Origin of the sequence: Solibacillus faecavium (genome assembly GCF_014836905.1) — a bacterium.
Lineage (GTDB): Bacteria > Bacillota > Bacilli > Bacillales_A > Planococcaceae > Solibacillus > Solibacillus faecavium.
Genome location: NZ_JACSPZ010000002.1, coordinates 205,841 through 225,495 on the forward strand (window position 1 = coordinate 205,841; position 19,655 = coordinate 225,495).

Annotated in this window: 16 protein-coding genes and 1 riboswitch; of the genes, 13 read left to right on the top strand and 3 right to left on the bottom strand. The window is 36.2% G+C overall.

Translation table 11 applies throughout. The annotated features are described in order from the left end of the window. Window positions 1-83 precede the first annotated feature (83 nt). The 8 genes from H9635_RS04545 (at window position 84) to H9635_RS04580 (ending at window position 10,053) form a co-directional block, all read left to right on the top strand. Window positions 84-755, top strand: coding sequence for a response regulator transcription factor (locus tag H9635_RS04545; protein ID WP_191698967.1), 672 nt, complete (start codon window positions 84-86; stop codon window positions 753-755). Beyond that, a complete protein-coding gene (locus tag H9635_RS04550) occupies window positions 752-2,158 on the top strand; it encodes a HAMP domain-containing sensor histidine kinase (protein ID WP_191698968.1) in 1,407 nt (468 codons plus the stop codon). The genes H9635_RS04545 and H9635_RS04550 overlap by 4 nt, the downstream gene beginning before the upstream one ends. Window positions 2,159-2,472: 314 nt before the next feature. Then, window positions 2,473-5,280, top strand: a complete 2,808-nt coding sequence (locus H9635_RS04555) for a 2-oxoglutarate dehydrogenase E1 component (RefSeq protein ID WP_191698969.1) — start codon at window positions 2,473-2,475, stop codon at window positions 5,278-5,280. Between the two features lie 95 nt (window positions 5,281-5,375). Next, complete coding sequence (gene odhB / locus H9635_RS04560) at window positions 5,376-6,635, top strand: 2-oxoglutarate dehydrogenase complex dihydrolipoyllysine-residue succinyltransferase (RefSeq protein WP_191698970.1); 1,260 nt, start codon at window positions 5,376-5,378, stop codon at window positions 6,633-6,635. Window positions 6,636-6,774: 139 nt separating this feature from the next. After that, window positions 6,775-6,960: riboswitch (Lysine riboswitch) on the top strand. Between the two features lie 117 nt (window positions 6,961-7,077). Then, entirely contained in the window at window positions 7,078-7,908 is an 831-nt protein-coding gene (locus H9635_RS04565) for a transporter substrate-binding domain-containing protein (RefSeq protein ID WP_191698971.1), read from the top strand. A 115-nt stretch (window positions 7,909-8,023) separates the two neighbouring features. Next, a complete protein-coding gene (locus H9635_RS04570; protein ID WP_191698972.1) occupies window positions 8,024-8,770 on the top strand; it encodes an amino acid ABC transporter permease in 747 nt (248 codons plus the stop codon). 3 nt (window positions 8,771-8,773) lie between these two features. Beyond that, the gene (locus tag H9635_RS04575) at window positions 8,774-9,508 is read left to right on the top strand and encodes an amino acid ABC transporter ATP-binding protein (protein WP_191698973.1); all 735 of its coding nucleotides are present in this window, start codon (window positions 8,774-8,776) and stop codon (window positions 9,506-9,508) included. Between the two features lie 347 nt (window positions 9,509-9,855). Next, window positions 9,856-10,053, top strand: a complete 198-nt coding sequence (locus H9635_RS04580; protein ID WP_191698974.1) for a DUF6501 family protein — start codon at window positions 9,856-9,858, stop codon at window positions 10,051-10,053. Window positions 10,054-10,101: 48 nt separating this feature from the next. Here the strand turns inward: H9635_RS04580 and H9635_RS04585 are convergent, their stop codons facing one another. Beyond that, the gene (locus tag H9635_RS04585; RefSeq protein ID WP_225231121.1) at window positions 10,102-11,208 is read right to left on the bottom strand and encodes a toxic anion resistance protein; all 1,107 of its coding nucleotides are present in this window, start codon (window positions 11,206-11,208) and stop codon (window positions 10,102-10,104) included. Between the two features lie 9 nt (window positions 11,209-11,217). Next, window positions 11,218-11,865, bottom strand: a complete 648-nt coding sequence (locus H9635_RS04590; protein ID WP_191698976.1) for a 5-bromo-4-chloroindolyl phosphate hydrolysis family protein — start codon at window positions 11,863-11,865, stop codon at window positions 11,218-11,220. A gap of 321 nt (window positions 11,866-12,186) precedes the next feature. Between H9635_RS04590 and H9635_RS04595 the strand changes: the two genes are divergently transcribed. The 3 genes from H9635_RS04595 to H9635_RS04605 all read left to right on the top strand — a co-directional run bounded on the left by H9635_RS04595 (window position 12,187) and on the right by H9635_RS04605 (window position 15,157). Continuing rightward, the gene (locus tag H9635_RS04595; protein WP_191698977.1) at window positions 12,187-12,477 is read left to right on the top strand and encodes a DUF1033 family protein; all 291 of its coding nucleotides are present in this window, start codon (window positions 12,187-12,189) and stop codon (window positions 12,475-12,477) included. Between the two features lie 211 nt (window positions 12,478-12,688). Next, window positions 12,689-12,889, top strand: coding sequence for a cold-shock protein (locus tag H9635_RS04600; RefSeq protein ID WP_191698978.1), 201 nt, complete (start codon window positions 12,689-12,691; stop codon window positions 12,887-12,889). Window positions 12,890-13,447: 558 nt separating this feature from the next. Then, entirely contained in the window at window positions 13,448-15,157 is a 1,710-nt protein-coding gene (locus tag H9635_RS04605; protein WP_191698979.1) for a hypothetical protein, read from the top strand. A 65-nt stretch (window positions 15,158-15,222) separates the two neighbouring features. Here the strand turns inward: H9635_RS04605 and H9635_RS04610 are convergent, their stop codons facing one another. Then, a complete protein-coding gene (locus H9635_RS04610; protein ID WP_191698980.1) occupies window positions 15,223-16,827 on the bottom strand; it encodes an ABC-F family ATP-binding cassette domain-containing protein in 1,605 nt (534 codons plus the stop codon). A 219-nt stretch (window positions 16,828-17,046) separates the two neighbouring features. On the opposite strand from H9635_RS04610, the gene H9635_RS04615 reads away from it, so the two are divergent. Beyond that, window positions 17,047-18,228 (top strand): MFS transporter, encoded by a 1,182-nt coding sequence (locus H9635_RS04615; protein ID WP_191698981.1) that lies wholly within the window; start codon window positions 17,047-17,049, stop codon window positions 18,226-18,228. 88 nt (window positions 18,229-18,316) lie between these two features. Further along, window positions 18,317-19,441, top strand: a complete 1,125-nt coding sequence (locus H9635_RS04620; protein ID WP_191698982.1) for a translation initiation factor eIF-2B alpha/beta/delta subunit family protein — start codon at window positions 18,317-18,319, stop codon at window positions 19,439-19,441. The last annotated feature ends 214 nt before the right edge of the window (window positions 19,442-19,655 follow it).

Sequence of the window (19,655 nt, forward strand, 5' to 3'; positions counted from 1 at the left end):
ATTCCGTATCTTTTTTTATTTAAAATACAAATGGTAAACTAGATTGTAACAATAGATATTATTTGATTGAAAGAGGGAAAGGCATGAGTCAAAAAATATTAATCATTGAAGACGAAAAGAGTATTGCTCGTTTTTTAGAGCTGGAACTTCAACACGAACAATTTGAAACAATGGTCGCTTATGATGGGAGAACCGGCCTTGAATTAGCGCAAAGTGAAATATTTAATTGTATTTTATTAGATGTGATGTTGCCTCAGTTAAATGGGATCGAAGTATGCCGCAGAATAAGAAAGACAAGTGATGTACCCATTCTTTTAATCACTGCCCGTGATGAAGTGATGGACCGTGTGGCGGGACTGGATGCAGGGGCGGATGATTATATAGTGAAACCATTTGCTATTGAGGAGTTGCTCGCAAGGATTCGTTCTATATTAAGAAGGGTAAAGCATACCCATACTTCCAAACAATTGGTCGTGCGTGATTTAGAAATAGATGTTGATGCTTATGAAGTGCTGTTTGAAAATGATAAAATCGAGCTTACCCGTAAGGAATTCGATTTATTAAAGTTGCTTGTTGAAAATAAAAATCATGTATGTACTCGTGAGCTCATTCTTGAAACCGTTTGGGGGTTTGATACTGAAGTAGAAACGAATGTGGTCGATGTATATATTCGACATCTAAGAACGAAACTTCAAACAAACAATGACCCGTATATCGAAACAGTTCGTGGGGTAGGATATGTGATGCGCGGATGAAAAAAGGATATATAAAACAATTGCATTTATCCTTAAAATCAAAGTGGATGCTTGCTGTAGGCGTAACAATTTTTATAAGCTATGCCATCATTTCAATTGTACTGTATGTAGCATTACAAACTTGGCTTATTAATAATGAAGAAAAAAATGCACTACGTACAATAGATGATATGTCCACTTTTTTTGAAGCACAGGAGAACACTGTTACAATACAGAAACTGCAAAATAATTCAGCTTTAATGAAAGCAATTTTGACCCAGGAGCAAACGGTTCGTATATTTAATTTGGATGGTATTGAAATTATGCGGATCAATGATGTAACATCTGCGGCGGAATTTCCAACCGAAGAAATGAATTATTTTTCAACTATTATAGAGAAACAATCAATTGACGGTACAGAAGGATATGTCATCCACAGAGCGGTACGAATTGGACAATTTCAAGGAATTATGCAGCTCATTCATCCTTTGACGACATTCCATACGATGATGAATTATATACTGACTACCATACTTATCGTTGGATTTGGCGCAATGCTCTTCTCTGTTTCAATCAGCTATTATTTAGCGAATGTATTAGTTAAACCGATTGTCCAACTGAGGGATGCAATGCATTTAGTGAGAAATAATGGGTTTAAAGCACAGCCACAATTCGATTACTCAGCACATGATGAATTAGGGGAATTACTTCAGATGTATCGTACGTTAATGAATGAGCTTGAAATTTCGTTTACAAAGCAACAACAATTCGTTGCTGATGCCTCCCATGAACTGCGGACACCGATCCAGGTTATCGAAGGTCATTTATCATTAATTAAACGTTGGGGAAAAAACGACCCGGAAATTTTGATGGAGTCATTAACTACTTCCTTAACGGAAATTACGCGCATGAAAAAGATGATTGAGGAATTATTGCAACTGGCTCGCAGGGAGGAAGCTGACGAATCTGCGGCAGCTAATATAGAAGAAGTTTATGAACAGGTGAAAGAAGAATTACTACAGTTATATCCAGATACACAATTTTATTTAGCTGTTGTAGGACAGAGGGCAGAGGCTGCAGTAACCGAACATGCGCTAGCGCAAATCTTTAGAAATATTATGAGTAATAGTATACGATATAATAGCAATGTGCCAAATCTTCAAATAAACATTCTTTATAACGATACGGACTCAACAATATTAGTAACAATAGAAGATAATGGGCTCGGCATTCCAAAGGAGCATTTACCGTATATTTTTGATCGTTTTTATCGGGTTGATGAATCACGTACTAATCATGTGGCTGGTACGGGACTCGGCTTAAGTATCACAAAAATGCTTGTCGATAAATACCGAATCTTGATGAAAGTGGATAGTACTTTACAAAAAGGCACTATTTTTTCCCTGAAATTCCATAAAAAATAGAATAATTTTAGTCAATCTATTTATTATTTCAATAGTTCAAGAAAAAATATGCTAATTTTTATAAAAAGAGTTGTATTTTTTGTGAAGAGTAGTAAGATTGAGATGGAAAAAACGTTCTTCCCCCTTTTATAATGTGCTTTTAGTCTATGTGGAAGAGTGGTAAAATATTATTTGATTTATTTTGGTAGATAAAAAAGTAATACTTTATTATCAACAGCAGAAGGATAATAATTTTTATATTGTGATATATAAAATTATTTCTTTCTAAGTAAATTATTGGAACAGCCATAAGGCAAAATTTGGAGGTTATTTTCATGTCGAACAATGTATTACCTGCAGGTTCTCCATGGTCTGCATTCTCTGGTCCTAACTTAGGTTATGTATTAGAGCAATACGACTTATTCCTGCAATCTCCTGAAGAAGTTGAACCGGAATTAGTACAGTTATTCCAAGCTTACGGTGGTCCTGTATTTGCAGATGGTCAACAACCAGTTGCAACAGCAGCTGTAGCAGGTACTGGAGACTACAAAAAAGTATTAGCAGCAGTTAAATTGGCAGAATCTATTCGTGAATATGGTCATTTAGCAGCAGATTTGTACCCTTTAAAAAATCGTCAATTAGACACTTCACGCATTGAAGAAAGCGTATTCAATTTAACGGCAGCAGATCTTCAGGCCATTCCTGCATCAGTATTTTTTGCAAATGTCCCTGCAGGCGTTACTAACGGTAAAGAAGCAATTGATTACTTGAAGTCTGTTTATACAGATAAAGTAGGGGTCGAAGTTGCACATTTACAAAACGCGGAAGAACGTGCTTGGATCGAAGCACAAATTGAAGGAGGAGCATTTAAAGCCTCTTTAACTCCAGAAGAAAAGAAAGCCGTGTTGGAGCGTTTAACACGTATTGAAAACTTTGAAAAATTCATCCATAAAACATTCGTTGGTCAAAAACGCTTCTCTGGAGAAGGTTTAGACACACAAATCATTTTATTAGATGAAATCATTAAGGCTTCTGAATCAAACGGTGTTAAAAATGTACGCATCGGTATGGCTCACCGTGGTCGTTTAAACGTACTGACTCACGTACTGAAAAAACCATACGATATGATGTTCTCAGATTTCGCACACGTTTCAAATGAACTTTTCTTACCGGAAGATGGCCGTTTACAAATTACTAAAGGCTGGACTGGTGACGTTAAGTATCATATGGGTGCATCTTACACACATGATTCTGGCTTGAATGTGAAATTAGCATACAATCCTTCTCACTTAGAAGTAGGTAACCCGCTTGTAATCGGTTCTGTGCGCGCTGCACAAGATGATACTTCTAAACCGGGCGTTGCTAAGCATGATCCATCTTCTGCAATGGGTATTATTCTTCACGGTGATGCAGCATTTGCAGGTCAAGGGATTGTAACAGAAGGCTTTAACTTCTCTCAAACAGCTGGCTTTAAAACTGGTGGTACTGTACAGATTATCGCGAACAACATGATCGGTTTCACAACTGAATTGCATGATTCTCGTTCATCAAACTACTCATCAGATCCAGCAAAAGGCTATGATATTCCTGTAATCCATGTGAATGCAGACAGCCCTGAAACAGTAGCAGCAGTAGGTCGTTTTGTAGCGGCATACCGTGATAAGTTTAAAAAAGATATCGTTATCGACTTGATTGGTTACCGTCGCTACGGTCATAATGAAACAGATGATCCGACAGTAACAAACCCTGAAACATATAAATTAGTAGCAAAACATGAGCCAATCCGAGCATTATATGGTGCACAGCTAGCTGAAGCAGGTATTTTATCTGCAGATGAAGTTAAAGCATTGGATACAAGCATTTATGCAGAAATGCAAGCTGCTTACGACCATGTTAAGGCAATGGCAGAAAAAGACGAACATACATCTATTGAAATGCCTGAAGAGTTAAAAGTTGAATTCCCTGAAATTGACACGAAAGTCGATGCAGAGCGTTTAGCTAAAGTGAATGAAGACCTACTTGTATTTGGTGACGGTTTCGAACCACAAAACAAATTAGGTAAAATTTTAGCAAAACGTCGTGATGCATTTGCTGAAGGTAAAATTGACTGGGGTCATGCTGAGACATTAGCATATGCAACAATTACACAAGATGGCACACCGGTACGTTTTACTGGTCAAGATGCACAACGTGGTACATTCTCTCAACGTCACTTAGTGTTACATGACAAAAACAATGGTGCTGAATTTACACCATTACACCATGTTGAAGGTGCAAATGCTTCATTCACTGTTTACAACTCACCACTTACAGAAGCGGGTGTTGTAGGGTTTGAATATGGTTATAATTTAGAAAACGAAAACGTACTATCTGTATGGGAAGCGCAATTCGGTGACTTTGCAAACATGGCACAAGTAATGTTTGATAACTTCATCTCAAGTGCTCGTTCTAAATGGGGTCAAAAATCTGGTTTCGTACTTTTATTACCACATGGTTATGAAGGTCAAGGTCCAGAGCACTCATCTAGCCGTATGGAACGTTTCCTACAATTATCAGCTGAAAATAACTGGTTCGTAGCAAACTGCTCTAACGCAGGCAACTACTACCACTTATTGCGTCGTCAAGCTGCATTATTAGGTACTGAAGGTGTACGTCCATTAGTAGTGGTTTCTCCAAAATCATTATTACGTCACCCATTAGCTGCAGCGACTGCTGAACAACTTGCAACTGGTCGTTTCCAGGAAGTAATTGAACAGCCAGGTTTAGGTAAAAATGCTGAAGCTGTAGAAAAAGTAGTACTTGGAACAGGTAAAGTAATGATTGATTTAGCTGAACGTGTAAAAGATGGCGAAGGTTTTGACCATTTACACATCGTTCGTGTTGAACAAATTTACCCATTCCCAGCACAACAAGTGAAAGATATTATCGCTCGTTTCCCAAATGTGAAAGAAATTGTATGGGTACAGGAAGAGCCGAAAAACCAAGGCTCATGGACTTATGTTCTTGAAACATTATATGAAATTGCTGAAGGCAAAAAAGTTCGCTATGTAGGTCGTCCTGCAATGAGCTCAACTTCTGAAGGTGATGGCGATTCACATAAAGCAGCTCAAGCGAAATTAGTTAACGAAGCACTTGAAAAATAATATAATCGATTGATTGATACCGAGCTACTTCTATACAAGGTAGGGGTAGCTTGCTATACAATAACTGTATAGCGTAATAAAAGGAGGATATGAACGTGGCTGAAATTAAAGTCCCTGAATTAGCAGAATCAATTACTGAAGGCACAATTGCCCAGTGGGTTAAAAAAGTTGGAGATCGCGTAGAAAAAGGCGAATTCATCGTAGAATTAGAAACAGATAAAGTAAACGCTGAAATCATCTCTGAAGAAGCAGGCGTATTAACTCAAATTTTAGCTGAAGAAGGCGATACTGTTTTAGTAGGACAAGTAATCGCAGTAGTTGAAGCTGGCGAAGGCGCAGCACCTGCACCTGCAGCAAAAGAGGAAGCACCAGCTCCTGCTGCACCTGCAAAAGAAGAAGCTCCTAAAGCAGCAGCAGCTCCAGCTCCAGTAGCAGTTGAAGAAACTTCAGGTGAGCGAGTAATTGCTTCACCAGCAGCTCGTAAACTAGCTCGTGAAAAAGGCATTGACTTAGCAGCGATCTCTCCAGTAGATCCTCAAGGTCGTGTACGTGTTCAAGATGTAGCAGCTCATGGCACAGCGCCGGCAGCACCTGCACAAGCAACTGCAGCTCCAGCTGGAAATGGTCCAATGATCTTCACTCCAGCAGGTGACACTGATCGTGTAACTGTTGAAAAAATGAGCCGTCGTCGTCAAACAATTGCAAAACGTTTATTAGAAGTTAAACAATCAACTGCAATGTTAACTACGTTCAACGAAATCGACATGACTAACATCATGGCTTTACGTAAACGTAAACAAGAACAATTCGTGAAAGATAACGACATTAAATTAGGTTTCATGTCATTCTTCACAAAAGCAGTAGTTGCAGCACTTAAAAAATATCCATACGTTAACGCTCAAATTAACGGTGATGAAATTCACTTAAACAATTTCTTCGATATCGGTATCGCTGTATCAACTGAAGAAGGTTTAGTAGTACCAGTAGTTCGTGATGCTAACGCTAAGAACTTTGCTGAAATCGAGAAAAACATCGCTGAATTAGCTGGTAAAGCACGCGACAAAAAATTAGGCTTAAACGACATGGCTGGTGGATCATTCACTATCACTAACGGTGGTGTATTCGGTTCATTAATGTCTACACCAATCATGAATGGTACTCAAGCTGGTATTTTAGGTATGCACTCTATCGTTAACCGTCCAGTAGCTGTTAACGGTGAAGTTCAAATTCGCCCAATGATGTATGTAGCATTATCTTACGACCACCGTATTATTGATGGTAAAGATTCTGTTGGTTTCTTAAAAACAGTTAAAGAAATGATCGAAAACCCAGAAGATTTATTATTAAATTCATAATTAAAACTTTGAAAGCTAATTCGTAATGTATATTGCGAATTAGCTTTTTTCCTTTAAATTTCAGAAAAATGAGTGTTGACGGAAAAGTTGGAATAATGTTAAACTTAAACTATTAATTTAATAACAAAACCTCACAGCTTAGTGAGGTAGAGGTGCGGTATTTAATAGTTTTGTATGGAGTCATTGAGCTGACAGTGAAGTATAAAAGAAGGAAATATCGCCGAAGTGTTGTTATAGCTCGATTTAACAGCGCTGGGTCTGTAATAAATAATTGCAGGACTGTCTCAATCTTCTTCCCGGATGATTGAGGTGTGCTATCTCATATTGGGAACTGTAGAGGATTTGGGCTAATCGTGAATGTAAACGACCTAAGGATATCCTTTTTGGTCGTTTTTTTTCATTTTTAAAAGCCTGAAATACATTTATTAAGGGGAGAGTTAACTTGAAAAAGAAACTATTAATGGTCATTACCGCAATGATGACAATATTTGTACTTGCAGCATGCGGTTCAGATGACGAAACAACAACTGGATCAGACAAGAAAGTATTGAAGGTTGGTATGGAAGCCGGTTATGCACCTTTTAACTGGTCGCAAAAGGGCGATTCAAACGGTGGCGTACCGATTGATGGTTCGAAAGAATATGCAGCAGGCTATGATGTAGAAATCGCGAAAAAAATCGCTGAAGGCTTAGATATGGAATTGAAAGTCGTTAAAACGGACTGGGATGGTTTAATTCCTTCTCTACAATCTGGAGCAATTGATTTAGTAATTGCAGGTATGTCGCCAATGCCAGATCGTATGGAAGCGATTGATTTCACAGAAAACTATTATACAAGCGATTATGTAATTGTCGTAAAAGAAGATGGTCCATATGCAAATGCAACATCATTATCTGATTTTTCAGGTGCTAAAATTACTGGTCAGCAAGCGACAACTCACTATGACGTAATCGACCAAATCGAAGGTGTAAACAAGCAGGTTGCAGCAACTGACTTTGGTGCAATGCGCGTGCAATTACAATCAGGTGCAATCGATGGCTACGTTTCTGAGCGTCCTGAAGGGATCTCTGCTGAAATGGCATTAAACAACATTAAGTACATCGTTCCAGAACCAAACTTCGAAGCAGATGAAGCGTCAACAGCAGTAGCAGTTGGTTTGAAAAAGGGATCTGATTTACGTGAACAAATTAACAAAGTATTAGCTGAAATTTCGGAAGAAGAGCGTCAACAATTAATGGAAGACGCAATTGCAAATCAACCAGCAGCACAATAATCGTGTTGCAATTATTGTTTAATGAAGGTTGTCTTGCCGGCAAACGGGAGACAACCTTTTTCTATTATCATTGCTTAATACATATATTAATAAGAAAGAATTGGAGGACAAGGCTATGGCATTTTTAGAATCATCATGGAACTTGTTTACGAACAACTGGGATTTATTCGTACGTGGAGCTTGGACTGCACTTCTATTAGCAATTATCGGAACAATTTGTGGAACACTTATTGGATTCTTTATAGGAATAATGCATACAATTCCACAACGTAAAAGGAACGTAAAAACGATTATTTTAAAAGTATTTAATTTTATTTTAACTTCATATGTTGAGATTTTCAGAGGGACCCCAATGATGGTACAGGCGATGGTTGTGTTTTATGGTCTCGTATATTTAGGGATTGACATTGACCGCTTTCTTGCAGCTTCTGTCGTTATAAGTTTAAATACTGGGGCATATATGGCTGAGTATGTACGTGGGGGTATTGTATCAATTGACAAAGGTCAATTTGAGGCAGCTCAGGCAATTGGCATGAATCATCTTCAAACGATGTTACATATTGTCATTCCACAAGTAGCGCGCAATATATTACCTGCAACAGGCAACCAGTTCGTTATGAATATAAAAGATTCTTCCGTATTAAGTGTTATTTCCGTTGTGGAACTATTTTTCACAGCGAACTCGATAGCCGGAAGCAACTATAAATATATCGAAGCATTCTTTATTGCAACGGTATTGTACTTCATTATGACATTTACCGTAACACGGTTCTTATTACTGTTTGAGAAGAAGATGGATGGACCTGCTTCCTACAAAGTGGAGCTCATTACAGGCAATAAGCTAGAAAAGGATGGTAAATAAAATATGACAGTTGTAATTGACATTAACCATTTAAATAAAAAATTCGGTGACCATGAAGTATTAAAAGATGTTAACTTCCAGGTGAATAAAGGGGAAGTTGTCACATTAATCGGATCTTCTGGTTCTGGGAAATCAACATTGTTACGATGCATTAACTTGCTCGAAACTCCTACAGCCGGAGAAATCATATATAACGGAGAAAATATATTAAATGATGGCCACCATATAGAAAACTACCGTACACATTTAGGAATGGTCTTTCAGCAGTTTAATTTATTCAATAACTTAGACGTGCTTAATAACTGTGTAGTCGGGCAAATAAAGGTGTTGAAGCGTTCAAAAGAAGAGGCACAGCAAAATGCGATGAAGTACTTGGAGCTTGTTGGTATGAGTGCCTATAAAAACGCAAAACCAAAGCATTTATCTGGTGGCCAAAAACAACGTGTTGCAATAGCCCGTGCTTTAGCGATGGATCCGGATGTAATGTTATTCGATGAACCGACATCTGCACTCGATCCGGAGATGGTAGGGGAAGTATTGAAAGTAATGCGTCATCTCGCAGATCAAGGAAATACAATGCTGATTGTAACGCATGAAATGGAATTTGCAAAAGAAGTATCAGACCGCATCGTCTTTATGGATAAAGGGGTCATTGTAGAAGAAGGGTCACCGGAAGCAATACTTGTAAATCCAAGTCATGAACGGACGAAGGAGTTTTTAAAGCGTACGTTGCGTTAAAAATAGTGATTCATCTATAAAAATAGCTTATTACTAAAAAAACAAGGGGTTTCCGGAAAATTTCTTTCGGAACACACCCTTGTTTTTCTTTTGTCTAGCTTTACTTTCTCGAATTCCATTCACTAATAAGTATAAAGACAACGGCAAATGCAATTGCTATTGCAAAAAACCACATTGGAACACTACCAAATGCCATAAATTCCACCTCTGAATGTGAGTTTAACATGTACTACTGTTTCTATCAATTATTGGTGCTTACCGTTTTTTATACGATCGAGGCTTTCCTATAGCGGTAAAATCATATAAAATAGAAGAGTATAGATATTTGTTAAAAGTGAGGGAACAGCATGCTACATTTAAAATGGAAAGATGCACCTACGATTCGTACAGTAAAATGTGTACATACGGATGCGTCAAAGTATTTAGTATCAAATGTATTAACAGTAGGCAAAGAATATGAAGTGAAGAATGAGACGGAAGAATTCATCTTTGTTATTGATAACACAGGTGAAGTTGGCGGATTCTACAAAGAGTATTTTGCTTAAAAATAATGGGTACGTAAAAGGCTATTTTGTCTTTTACGTACCCATTTTTTATTTCTGCTCTAAAATAATATGTTCGATCTCATGGCGCTTTTCATCTGTTTTCACGTGCATACGTAGCGTGTCTTCGATATCATGCAATAGTTGAAGCTGAGTTTGTTTAAAGCGGTCAACATCGTTATGTGATAGTGCAGGACGTTTTGCTGCCTTACTGGAAGCCTCGAGCATCTTTCCGTTTTTCCGCATTAATTGCTCTGATGCATTCATAAGACGTTCCTGCGATTGCATAGCGCGACGCTGGTTGTTCATATTCAATAACATGGCTATTTGGGACTGCCATAGAGGTATAGTCGTCATAATAGAGCTTTGAATCTTTTCGATTAACAGTTGATTTGTTTGTTGAATCATACGGATTTGGGGAGCATATTGGATGGAAACTTCCCGCGAAAGCTCTAAATCATACATACGGCGGTCAATCCATTCGATTTGCATTTCCAAATCTTTCAGTTCATGCTGTTTAAAAGGGTTTTGACCTTCTATTACCTCTTGTTGAAGGGCAGGCAACACAACATCCCTCATATGCTGTTTTTTTACTTCAAGCGTCGCAATATAAATATTAACTTCCTGAAAGTATTCCTCATTCATTGCATATAATTTATTTAGAAACTGGTAATCATTCAGTAGAGCACTTTGATTATATTCTAATTGAATACTTAATCGGTCTATTCTTTTACTTAATTTATTATAATGAGTCATGATTTCCTGAATAGACTGTTTGGAACGATTAAATAACTTTGCAAAAAAACCTTTTTCCTGCTCGATCAAAGCATCCGGATCTATCATTTCTAGATGCTGCATTAAATCAGATAATACTTCACCCACTTTTCGGACATCTTTTCGCTGGATGTATTGTAGCATTTGGGAAGTAAATTTCTTTAATGCTTCCTGAGCGGGCAAACCAAATGCAAGAATATCTTCATATTGTTTTGGTTCCAAATTTTGCGCTAGTTGTAATACCCTTTGCTTCATTTGATTTGATAATGATGCGAAAAGCGGTGAGGCTGCATTGTTCGCAACGTTCACCGCAAATTGTTCTTTACTTACTTGTAAGTCTGTATTCTCACTTGTTGTAAAGGCATCAAATGGATTATTCGTCATATTCATTTGTTACTCACCGCCGATTTTTAATCGATCTTTACGTTTTTCATTCGACATTTTAGCAAAGTCAAGTTCGATTTTTAAGTTTTCGATATCTGATGATAGAGCACTCTTCAAATCGGATTCCATCGTTATTTGAAGCTCTTTTAATGTTTTACGCGTATCTTCCAGAGCTAAATGTACATCCGTACCAGGAACCTGCTCTTTTGTTAATAATGTATATTTATCCGACAGCTCAACAGCTGAAGGTAAGTGTGCATAGAAGAAATCTTCTACTGCATAAAACTTTTGAGGATTAGTCTGGACAATATTGATTATGCGCTTTGATAATTTAGACATTTCATTTATTTGTTTAAATGAGCGTACAGAACGTACACGGATATACTGCTGATTCAATGCCTGAATATGTGCACGGGCCTGTTTAAGTTGTGCTTCAATTAAATTATATTCGGATTTGGACAGCCCTAGCTTTTTACTTTGAGTAGCTTTCTGAATGCCCAATGTCACCTTATTGCTAATGAGATAGGCACCTACTCCAAGAGGTAGTGCAAGCATCGTCGCTATACCCGATAAATTTACAAAAGTAAGTGTTAGAGCAGTTGAGAAGACTAAAAAGTTTATTAAGTGTCTTGTAAGAAAATTTATAGGACCAAGCATTTTCGTACCTCCTTTACTCGATACTATTGATACGTTTGAAATGAAAAAAAGTTTCAGACTTTAATTCTTTCACAAATAAAAAAATGAAAGTCTTTTTCTAATCGTATCAAGTTTTTGTTCAAATAACAAAGTAAAATGTTTGAAAACGATAAAAGCTGCTAGGGAATATTGTGTGAGGTTCTTTAAAAAATCAATCATTCCATTTTAATAAATTTATACTATTATTTGTCTTATCACTTGCAGTATCATATGAAAATATCGATTATTAGACATATTCATGTTCTCTGTATAGAATGGTCTTATAAAGAAAGGATAATGTTTATGTATCAAATTATATATATGAAAGCAGATTATGAGCCTTGGTGGCAATTTGAGGGCTGGGAAGAACATATTGTATCTGTTGAAAAATTTGAGACAGAACAACAATTCCTAATAGCATTTAATCAGTTACTTGCAAAATTTCGCGAAAAATATGAGTTTGAAGCTTACAAAAATGACCGTTTTTATGCATTTTGGTCTGAAGAAGAGTGTGAGTTCTGTGAAGCATGTGATGAAGACAGTCAGATTTATCATGGTATTATAATATTAACTCCTGAGGTAATTTCTACTTAAGATCAAAATTTTTATAATTTAAATTATTCTAATTGACATGAAATAAAGCCGAATATATACTGTATTTAACAATTGAAATGTTTGACCGAATACAATGGATTCACATATTACAAACAGTAATCGAGTTAGTTGATCGGTGCTCTTGTAATGTGTGTTTTTTTTATTTATTAGGACATTTAATTGTTAACTTTTATTTTTGGAGGTATTCAATATGAAACAAGGTACAGTAAAATGGTTTAATTCAGAAAAAGGTTTTGGCTTTATCGAAGTAGAAGGAGAAAATGACGTATTCGTACATTTCTCTGCTATTCAAGGTGAAGGTTTCAAAACATTAGACGAAGGTCAACAAGTGGAATTCGACGTTGTAGATGGAAACCGCGGACCACAAGCAGAGAACGTAACAAAACTATAATCTTGCAAATCCTAAGCTGCGTATCAATTGATACGCAGCTTTTTTTTGTGTTTAGCATATTTTTGGCTCATCACCATAACATGGGGTTGCTTTTCTAATAAAATTTCACTTGATTGGTGGGCTACGGCAAGAAAGGCAGTGATAAAGCCACGTGATGCGTGTCTTTATCACTGCCTTTCTTGCCGTTTGCGAGGCCCACCAATCCCAAAATTTTGCCCTCATTATAAAGTGAAGTAATAAATACGCAATTAAGCTGCTTGCGCTATCGCGAGGCAACGAGCGGAAATGCTATGTTTAAATCTCAATTTTTGCAGAAATTCACTTTATGCCAAGTAGCGTAGCAGAACGGACTTAATTAGAAAATATTATTTTTCAATTTTGTCATCCTCAACTTATGTTTTTGAACCATATTTTTACATATAATGATATAATTTAGAAAAACAAAAAAAATGAAAGGTTGAGTTTCTAATACGAAATTTTAATGAAGCCAATATAAAAAATACCTCATTAATAAAGTGGATAGCGATTGTTATATTTATCATTGCCGGTTTGTTCGGAATGTCTTATTGGCAAAAACAAAGTAAAGAAACAAACGAGCAAATGAACCCCCTTGCGGACAGTGGGGATAATTTTAGACCGATAAGCGAGATATACTTAAAAATTCACCAGTATGAGCTATTTTACCGAGATCATCGAATGCAATCGAAAGAAGCTGTAACATTTTTTGCGTTAAATGATGCAATAAATAAATATGCGCTGATCGATTATTTACATCAACAAAATATCACCTTAAGTGAGGAAAAGCGTCAATTACAACGAGAACTTTTAGAAGAGCAACTTACAAAGGATTTGCAGGATCATTTATTAAAACCTTATCTTGAAACCATGTTCCAAGCGCTTAATATAAGCAATCAGGACTATATCGAGCAATATTTATTAATTAATACAGAACATGATCTTTTAAAAGAAGACATGTTTTCCAGTAATAAAGGTCTCGTTCAGGATGAAACTGGCTTGTTTAGCTATCCGAGTAGTGATCAGCAAACGCTCTATCAGGAAAAAATGAAAATTTCCTTCGATTACATGGAATACTTAGCGGAAAGCGAGTTCATCCATATAAAACCTGATCGTCCGACATTCGATTTGCCGTTCGCAATCGACAGTACTTTTTTTAATTTCACTAAAAATCTAGCTGGTGAAACGATTTTTGCTTCAAAAGAATTTAGTGAATCTGATCTAACAATGGAACAGCGGGATTTTCTTTACGTTATAAAAAAACAATATAATTTACATGAATTGGCGCGGTATAATTTTATTCTATACAAAAATGCATTACAGCAAGAAGCAGCACCAGGATCAGAAAATCAAGCAATTGCGAATGAGTTGATGGAAATATTTAAAATCGCGGAACGGACAATTGATTGGGAAATTGGTGAAGTGACAAAATATGAGTTTAATGAAATTCCTATGTTTGACGTTAATCAATTACGAAAACATAAAGATATTACATTACAGCTGTATGAGCATGAATATTATTACCGTGAAGAAGAAATCCCAAAAAAATTCTATGCTTTTCGAATTGCCAATGAAGAAATTGTTGCGATGTACGCTTTGTTTAATTATTTAAAACAGGATTTTGGTATTGAATTAGATGAAACAATCCGTTCAAGTACGCGTGCAAAAATTGAAAAATCTCTAAACGAACAATTACAAAACCCTTATTACAAAAAGTATATGGATAATTTATTACAGACATTTGAAATACCTTTGTCTTCCTATATCAATGATTATTTATTAGTGAAAGAAGAGTATGAACTGCTTTTACAATTAATAAAAGATCGGAATATTGGTATTGATCATGATGGTCGTTATAATAAGGGCTGGATTGAAGCACGCTACAGAACAGCGGCAAATTTATTATGGGAAGACCAATTTAAAAAAATGTGGGATATGCAGCTAGATGAAGTTGTCAAACCACTTGAACCGCAACCTGAATTATCATTTACTTTATCGGAATATGCGCCTCCTATCGGTTTAAATAATGAGGGCCAGTATATTTTCGTAAATATTTACGCACTTCATAGTTGGTTAACAGATGAACAGCAAACTTTATTTGATTTACTTGTAAAAACGTATGATTTACCGGTTCTATCTCGCTATTCAATAACAGAATACAAAGACAAACTTGAACTTCTAAAGGCGGATGAAAGCGAGAAGAAACAGTTACTTGAAATTCTTGAAATTTTTGAACGATCAATTAGAGAGTAAGTCGATAAAAATACAAAAAAAGAAGGGTACAGCTAAGCTGCACACCTTCTTTTTTATTGTCTATCTTAAGATAAACCTTGAGCATCTTTCCACTCTAAATATTCATCGTATGTTAATGGCTTATCTAAAATTGAACCGTCTTCACGGATCTCAATTACACGATTAGCAATTGTTTGAATGAACTGGTGGTCATGTGATGTAAAGATCATCGCGCCTTTAAAGCGGATTAAACCTTCATTCAGTGCTTGAATTGATTCTAAGTCTAAGTGGTTCGTTGGTTCATCCAATAATAATACGTTCGAGTTCGAAAGCATCATTTTTGAAAGCATACAGCGAACTTTCTCTCCACCTGAAAGTACAGCAGGAGATTTCTTCACTTCTTCACCAGAGAATAGCATACGGCCTAAGAAACCACGTAAGAACGATTCAGTTTCATCTTCCGGAGAATAAGGGCGTAACCATTCAACTAATGACTTTTCATTGCCGCCGAAGTATTGGTCATGATCCATTTCGAAGTAGCTTTGAGATGTTGTGACACCCCATTTATACGTACCGGCATCTGCTTGTTTACGATCCATTAAAATATCCATAAATGCAGATTTTGCATTTGGTGAACCTAAAAGGATAATTTTATCTTCTTTGTTCATTGAGAAGCGGATGTCTTTGAATAATACTTCGCCATCTTGTGAAGCTGTTAAGCCATCAACTGTTAATACGTCATTCCCGATTTCACGACCAGCTTGGAAGTTGATGAACGGGTACTTACGGCTTGAAGGACGGATGTCATCCAGCTCAATTTTATCAAGCATTTTTTTACGAGACGTTGCTTGAGAAGATTTTGATGCGTTTGCAGAGAAACGTGCAACGAATTCTTTTAATTCTTTAATTTTCTCTTCTTTTTTCTTGTTTTGGTCAGCCATCATTTTTTGCGCTAATTGACTTGACTCATACCAGAAATCGTAGTTCCCAACATAAAGCTGAATTTTACCAAAGTCTAAGTCAGCAATATGTGTACATACTTTATTTAGGAAGTGACGGTCATGGGATACAACGATTACAGTGTTTTCGAAGTTAATTAAAAACTCTTCCAACCATTTAATCGCTTTTAAGTCCAAGTGGTTCGTCGGCTCATCCAGAAGTAAAACATCCGGTTTACCGAATAGTGCCTGTGCAAGTAAAACTTTTACTTTGTCAGAACCTTCTAAGTCAGCCATCAACATATAGTGTAGATCGTCGCCGATACCTAGACCATTTAAAAGAGTGGCAGCATCAGATTCTGCTTCCCAACCGTTCATGTCAGCGAATTCGCCTTCAAGTTCAGCTGCGCGCATACCGTCTTCGTCTGTCATTTCAGGTTTCATATAGATTGCGTCTTTTTCAGCTTTTACTTCCCAAAGACGTTTATTACCCATAACAACCGTATCTAATACATTGAATTCATCGTACTCGAAGTGGTTTTGCTTTAATACTGAAAGACGTGCATCTTTAGCCATTGATACGTGGCCTTCTTGTGCCTCAATATCACCAGATAAAATTTTTAAAAAAGTTGATTTACCAGCACCGTTTGCACCGATTAGGCCATAACAGTTACCTGGGTTGAATTTAATATTTACATCGTCAAATAATTTACGGTCACCGTAACGTAGACCTACACCTGATACTTGAATCATGCAGGTACCTCCTTGAATTGTTTCGTTGTATTTTGGATTGCTAAAAAAAGAGAATTCTCTTTTGCACACAATGTTTCTATTATAGCATGATTTAAAGCTAAATTAAATAACGGCGCTTATGAAAATCTACAATTCCATCGATTGAAAAAAATTTAAGTTGGCAGAATTTTTATTTTATGGTTTACTAGCTACGAATGTATAGAGAAACGGGGAAGTTACATGAAACAAAGATCAAAGTGGAGTACCGGTCTTATAATTTTGGCTATTTTTCTTGTTTCAATAAATTTACGGCCTGCTGTCACTTCAGTTGGACCAATTTTATCTACTATTAGGGAATCGTTACACGTATCAAGCACGCAGATGAGCTTATTAACGTCAATTCCTGTATTTTGTATGGGATTATTTGCACCTTTAGCTGTACCTATACAAAAAAAGTACGGGTATCGGCTGTCTATAACACTTTTGACTGCTTTAATAGGACTTGCTACTGTTACACGTATTTTCTTTTCAAGCTATAGTGCGCTTATTATTACAAGCTTTTTAGCTGGTTTTGCGATTTCTATTATTAGTCCGATTATTAATGCTTATATAAAACAAAGATTTCCGACAAGAATGGAACCGGTCATTGGGGTCTATTCATTTGCAACGGGATTTGGTGCGGCAATCAGCGCGGGATTTACAGGTATTTTTTACAAAAGCTTTAATGGTAATTGGGCTTTATCGCTTGGTATATGGGGATTGTTAGCAATTGTCGCAATGATTTGCTGGTTTGGATTTGTAAAGGATGCGCCAATGCGGAAGTCTAGTACAGAACAGACAGATTTAGCAAGAAATCCATGGAAAAATAAATTAGCTTGGACGATTTTAATCTATTTTGGGCTCCAGACTTCTTTGTTTTTTAGTTTAACAACTTGGTTAACTTCCATGGCGTTAGAACAGGGGATGGTATTATTAACAGCAGGGTCTGTTTTAACACTAATGACAGTAGTCCAATTAGTCGGTAATATTTTAATCCCATCTTTAATTAATCGTTACCCGGATCGAATAATTTGGTTGCACAGTTTAATTGTTATTGGAATTATCGGCTCAGCAATTTTCTTTATCGACTCAGTATGGGCAATATGGGCAAGCGCGATTATTTTAGGATTTGTTTTAAGCGGATTATTCCCGATAGGACTTATGTTACCGCTGGATGAAGCAAAAAATAATCGAGAAGCAAATGAGTGGAGTTCAATGGTATTATCCGGTGGATTCATGATGAGTGCGTTTGCGCCACTGATTATCGGCTTTGTATATGATTGGACAACTTCGCATTATTTCACGAGGTGGATTATCGTTATTTTGTTTATTCTTATGTCAATATCGGTTTTTATAATGCAAAAACAGAAGAATTCAGTATAATGGTAGAAGTGTCTGAATAAATCAGTCGCTTCTTTTTTTATAAATAGATAACTAGTTTACATAATATAATTATTTGTTAGGAGAATGTATGCAAAAGCTATTATTACTAGTGGTGTTGTTTTTAGCAGGTTGTGCAGATAAAGCCGAGGAAAGTAAGTGGGTGGGAGAAGCGCTGCCTAATGAGCCGATAGAAGAAATAGAAACCCTGGAAAGCAAAGTCCCAATATATACGCCAACTTCTAATGCGATAGGGTACGTAATTAAGCAAGAAAAACGCGATAAATGGCTATTGGTAAATGCAGAGCAGGTAGCCAGTCATCCTTATTCGCTTGTACATAATGATCTTTTAACTTTAGGCGAAACGTATGCCATTGATGTAGAACATAATATCGCAATTATCCACATTAGAAATAGCTATGATTATTTAGTAGAGCCTATTTCTACTTTCGAAACGAAGCGAAACGAAAAAGAAGTCATTGCAGAAAAACAACATATTGATACGTTATTAAATGAGGCTATCAATCAGAAAATCCACTGGCAGGAGCGCCTACAAAAAAATAACGAGCTGCTCGAAGATTCACTACAGCAGCCAATCGAAAATTTCACAAGCTACTATAATAAAAACATTTTCACCTATAATGAAGACAATTTGAAAGCAGCAGCCGTCAATTTAATTGAACATCTTAATCAATTTGTGAACGATCGAGATGAAGCTACATTGACTGATTTCATTCAGCCAAGTGATTTGTTACAGGAAGTACAATATTTAGCAAAATTAATTAATGAATTTGAAATAAAGGAAGCTCGTAAAGATGGCTTTTACTACTTCGTAAATGGAATTGATGATAAGAAAAATGATATTAGATTAACATTTATTAAAGTGGGACAGCAATTTAAATTAATAGGTGCGAATTTTTTAACCGAAGAATTTTTGGGTGATGAAAAAATTCCACATATGCAAATTGATGAGGAAACAGCTTACTCATCATTACCTGGCCTACAAATGTTTTTAAACAAAAATCTTGCCGCTATAAGATTATCTGTAGACAAGATTACATGGACTTTAAAGCAGGAAAATAAAAAAGTATCTGTATCAAATGGCACTGCAAACTTCAGCTGCGAAACAGTAGATGTCGTAGATAACAATTTAATTTTAAAAAGCTGTAAAAACACAAAAAATGAAAATTATATTATTGCGTCGTTCAAAAAATAGGGATTACTACGGTAGTTCCTTTTTTATTTCACTACATATTATCCGACACTAATTAATCGAAAATTTAATTGATAAGGTCTATAAGAAATAACAGACGAAAAAGAAATTTTCAACAAAAAGTTCCCTATTTCATATAAAATAGTATTTATTATATAGTAGGGTAGAAGAAAAAAGTAATACTTTATAATTTTATTATGTAAACTAAAAATTCATA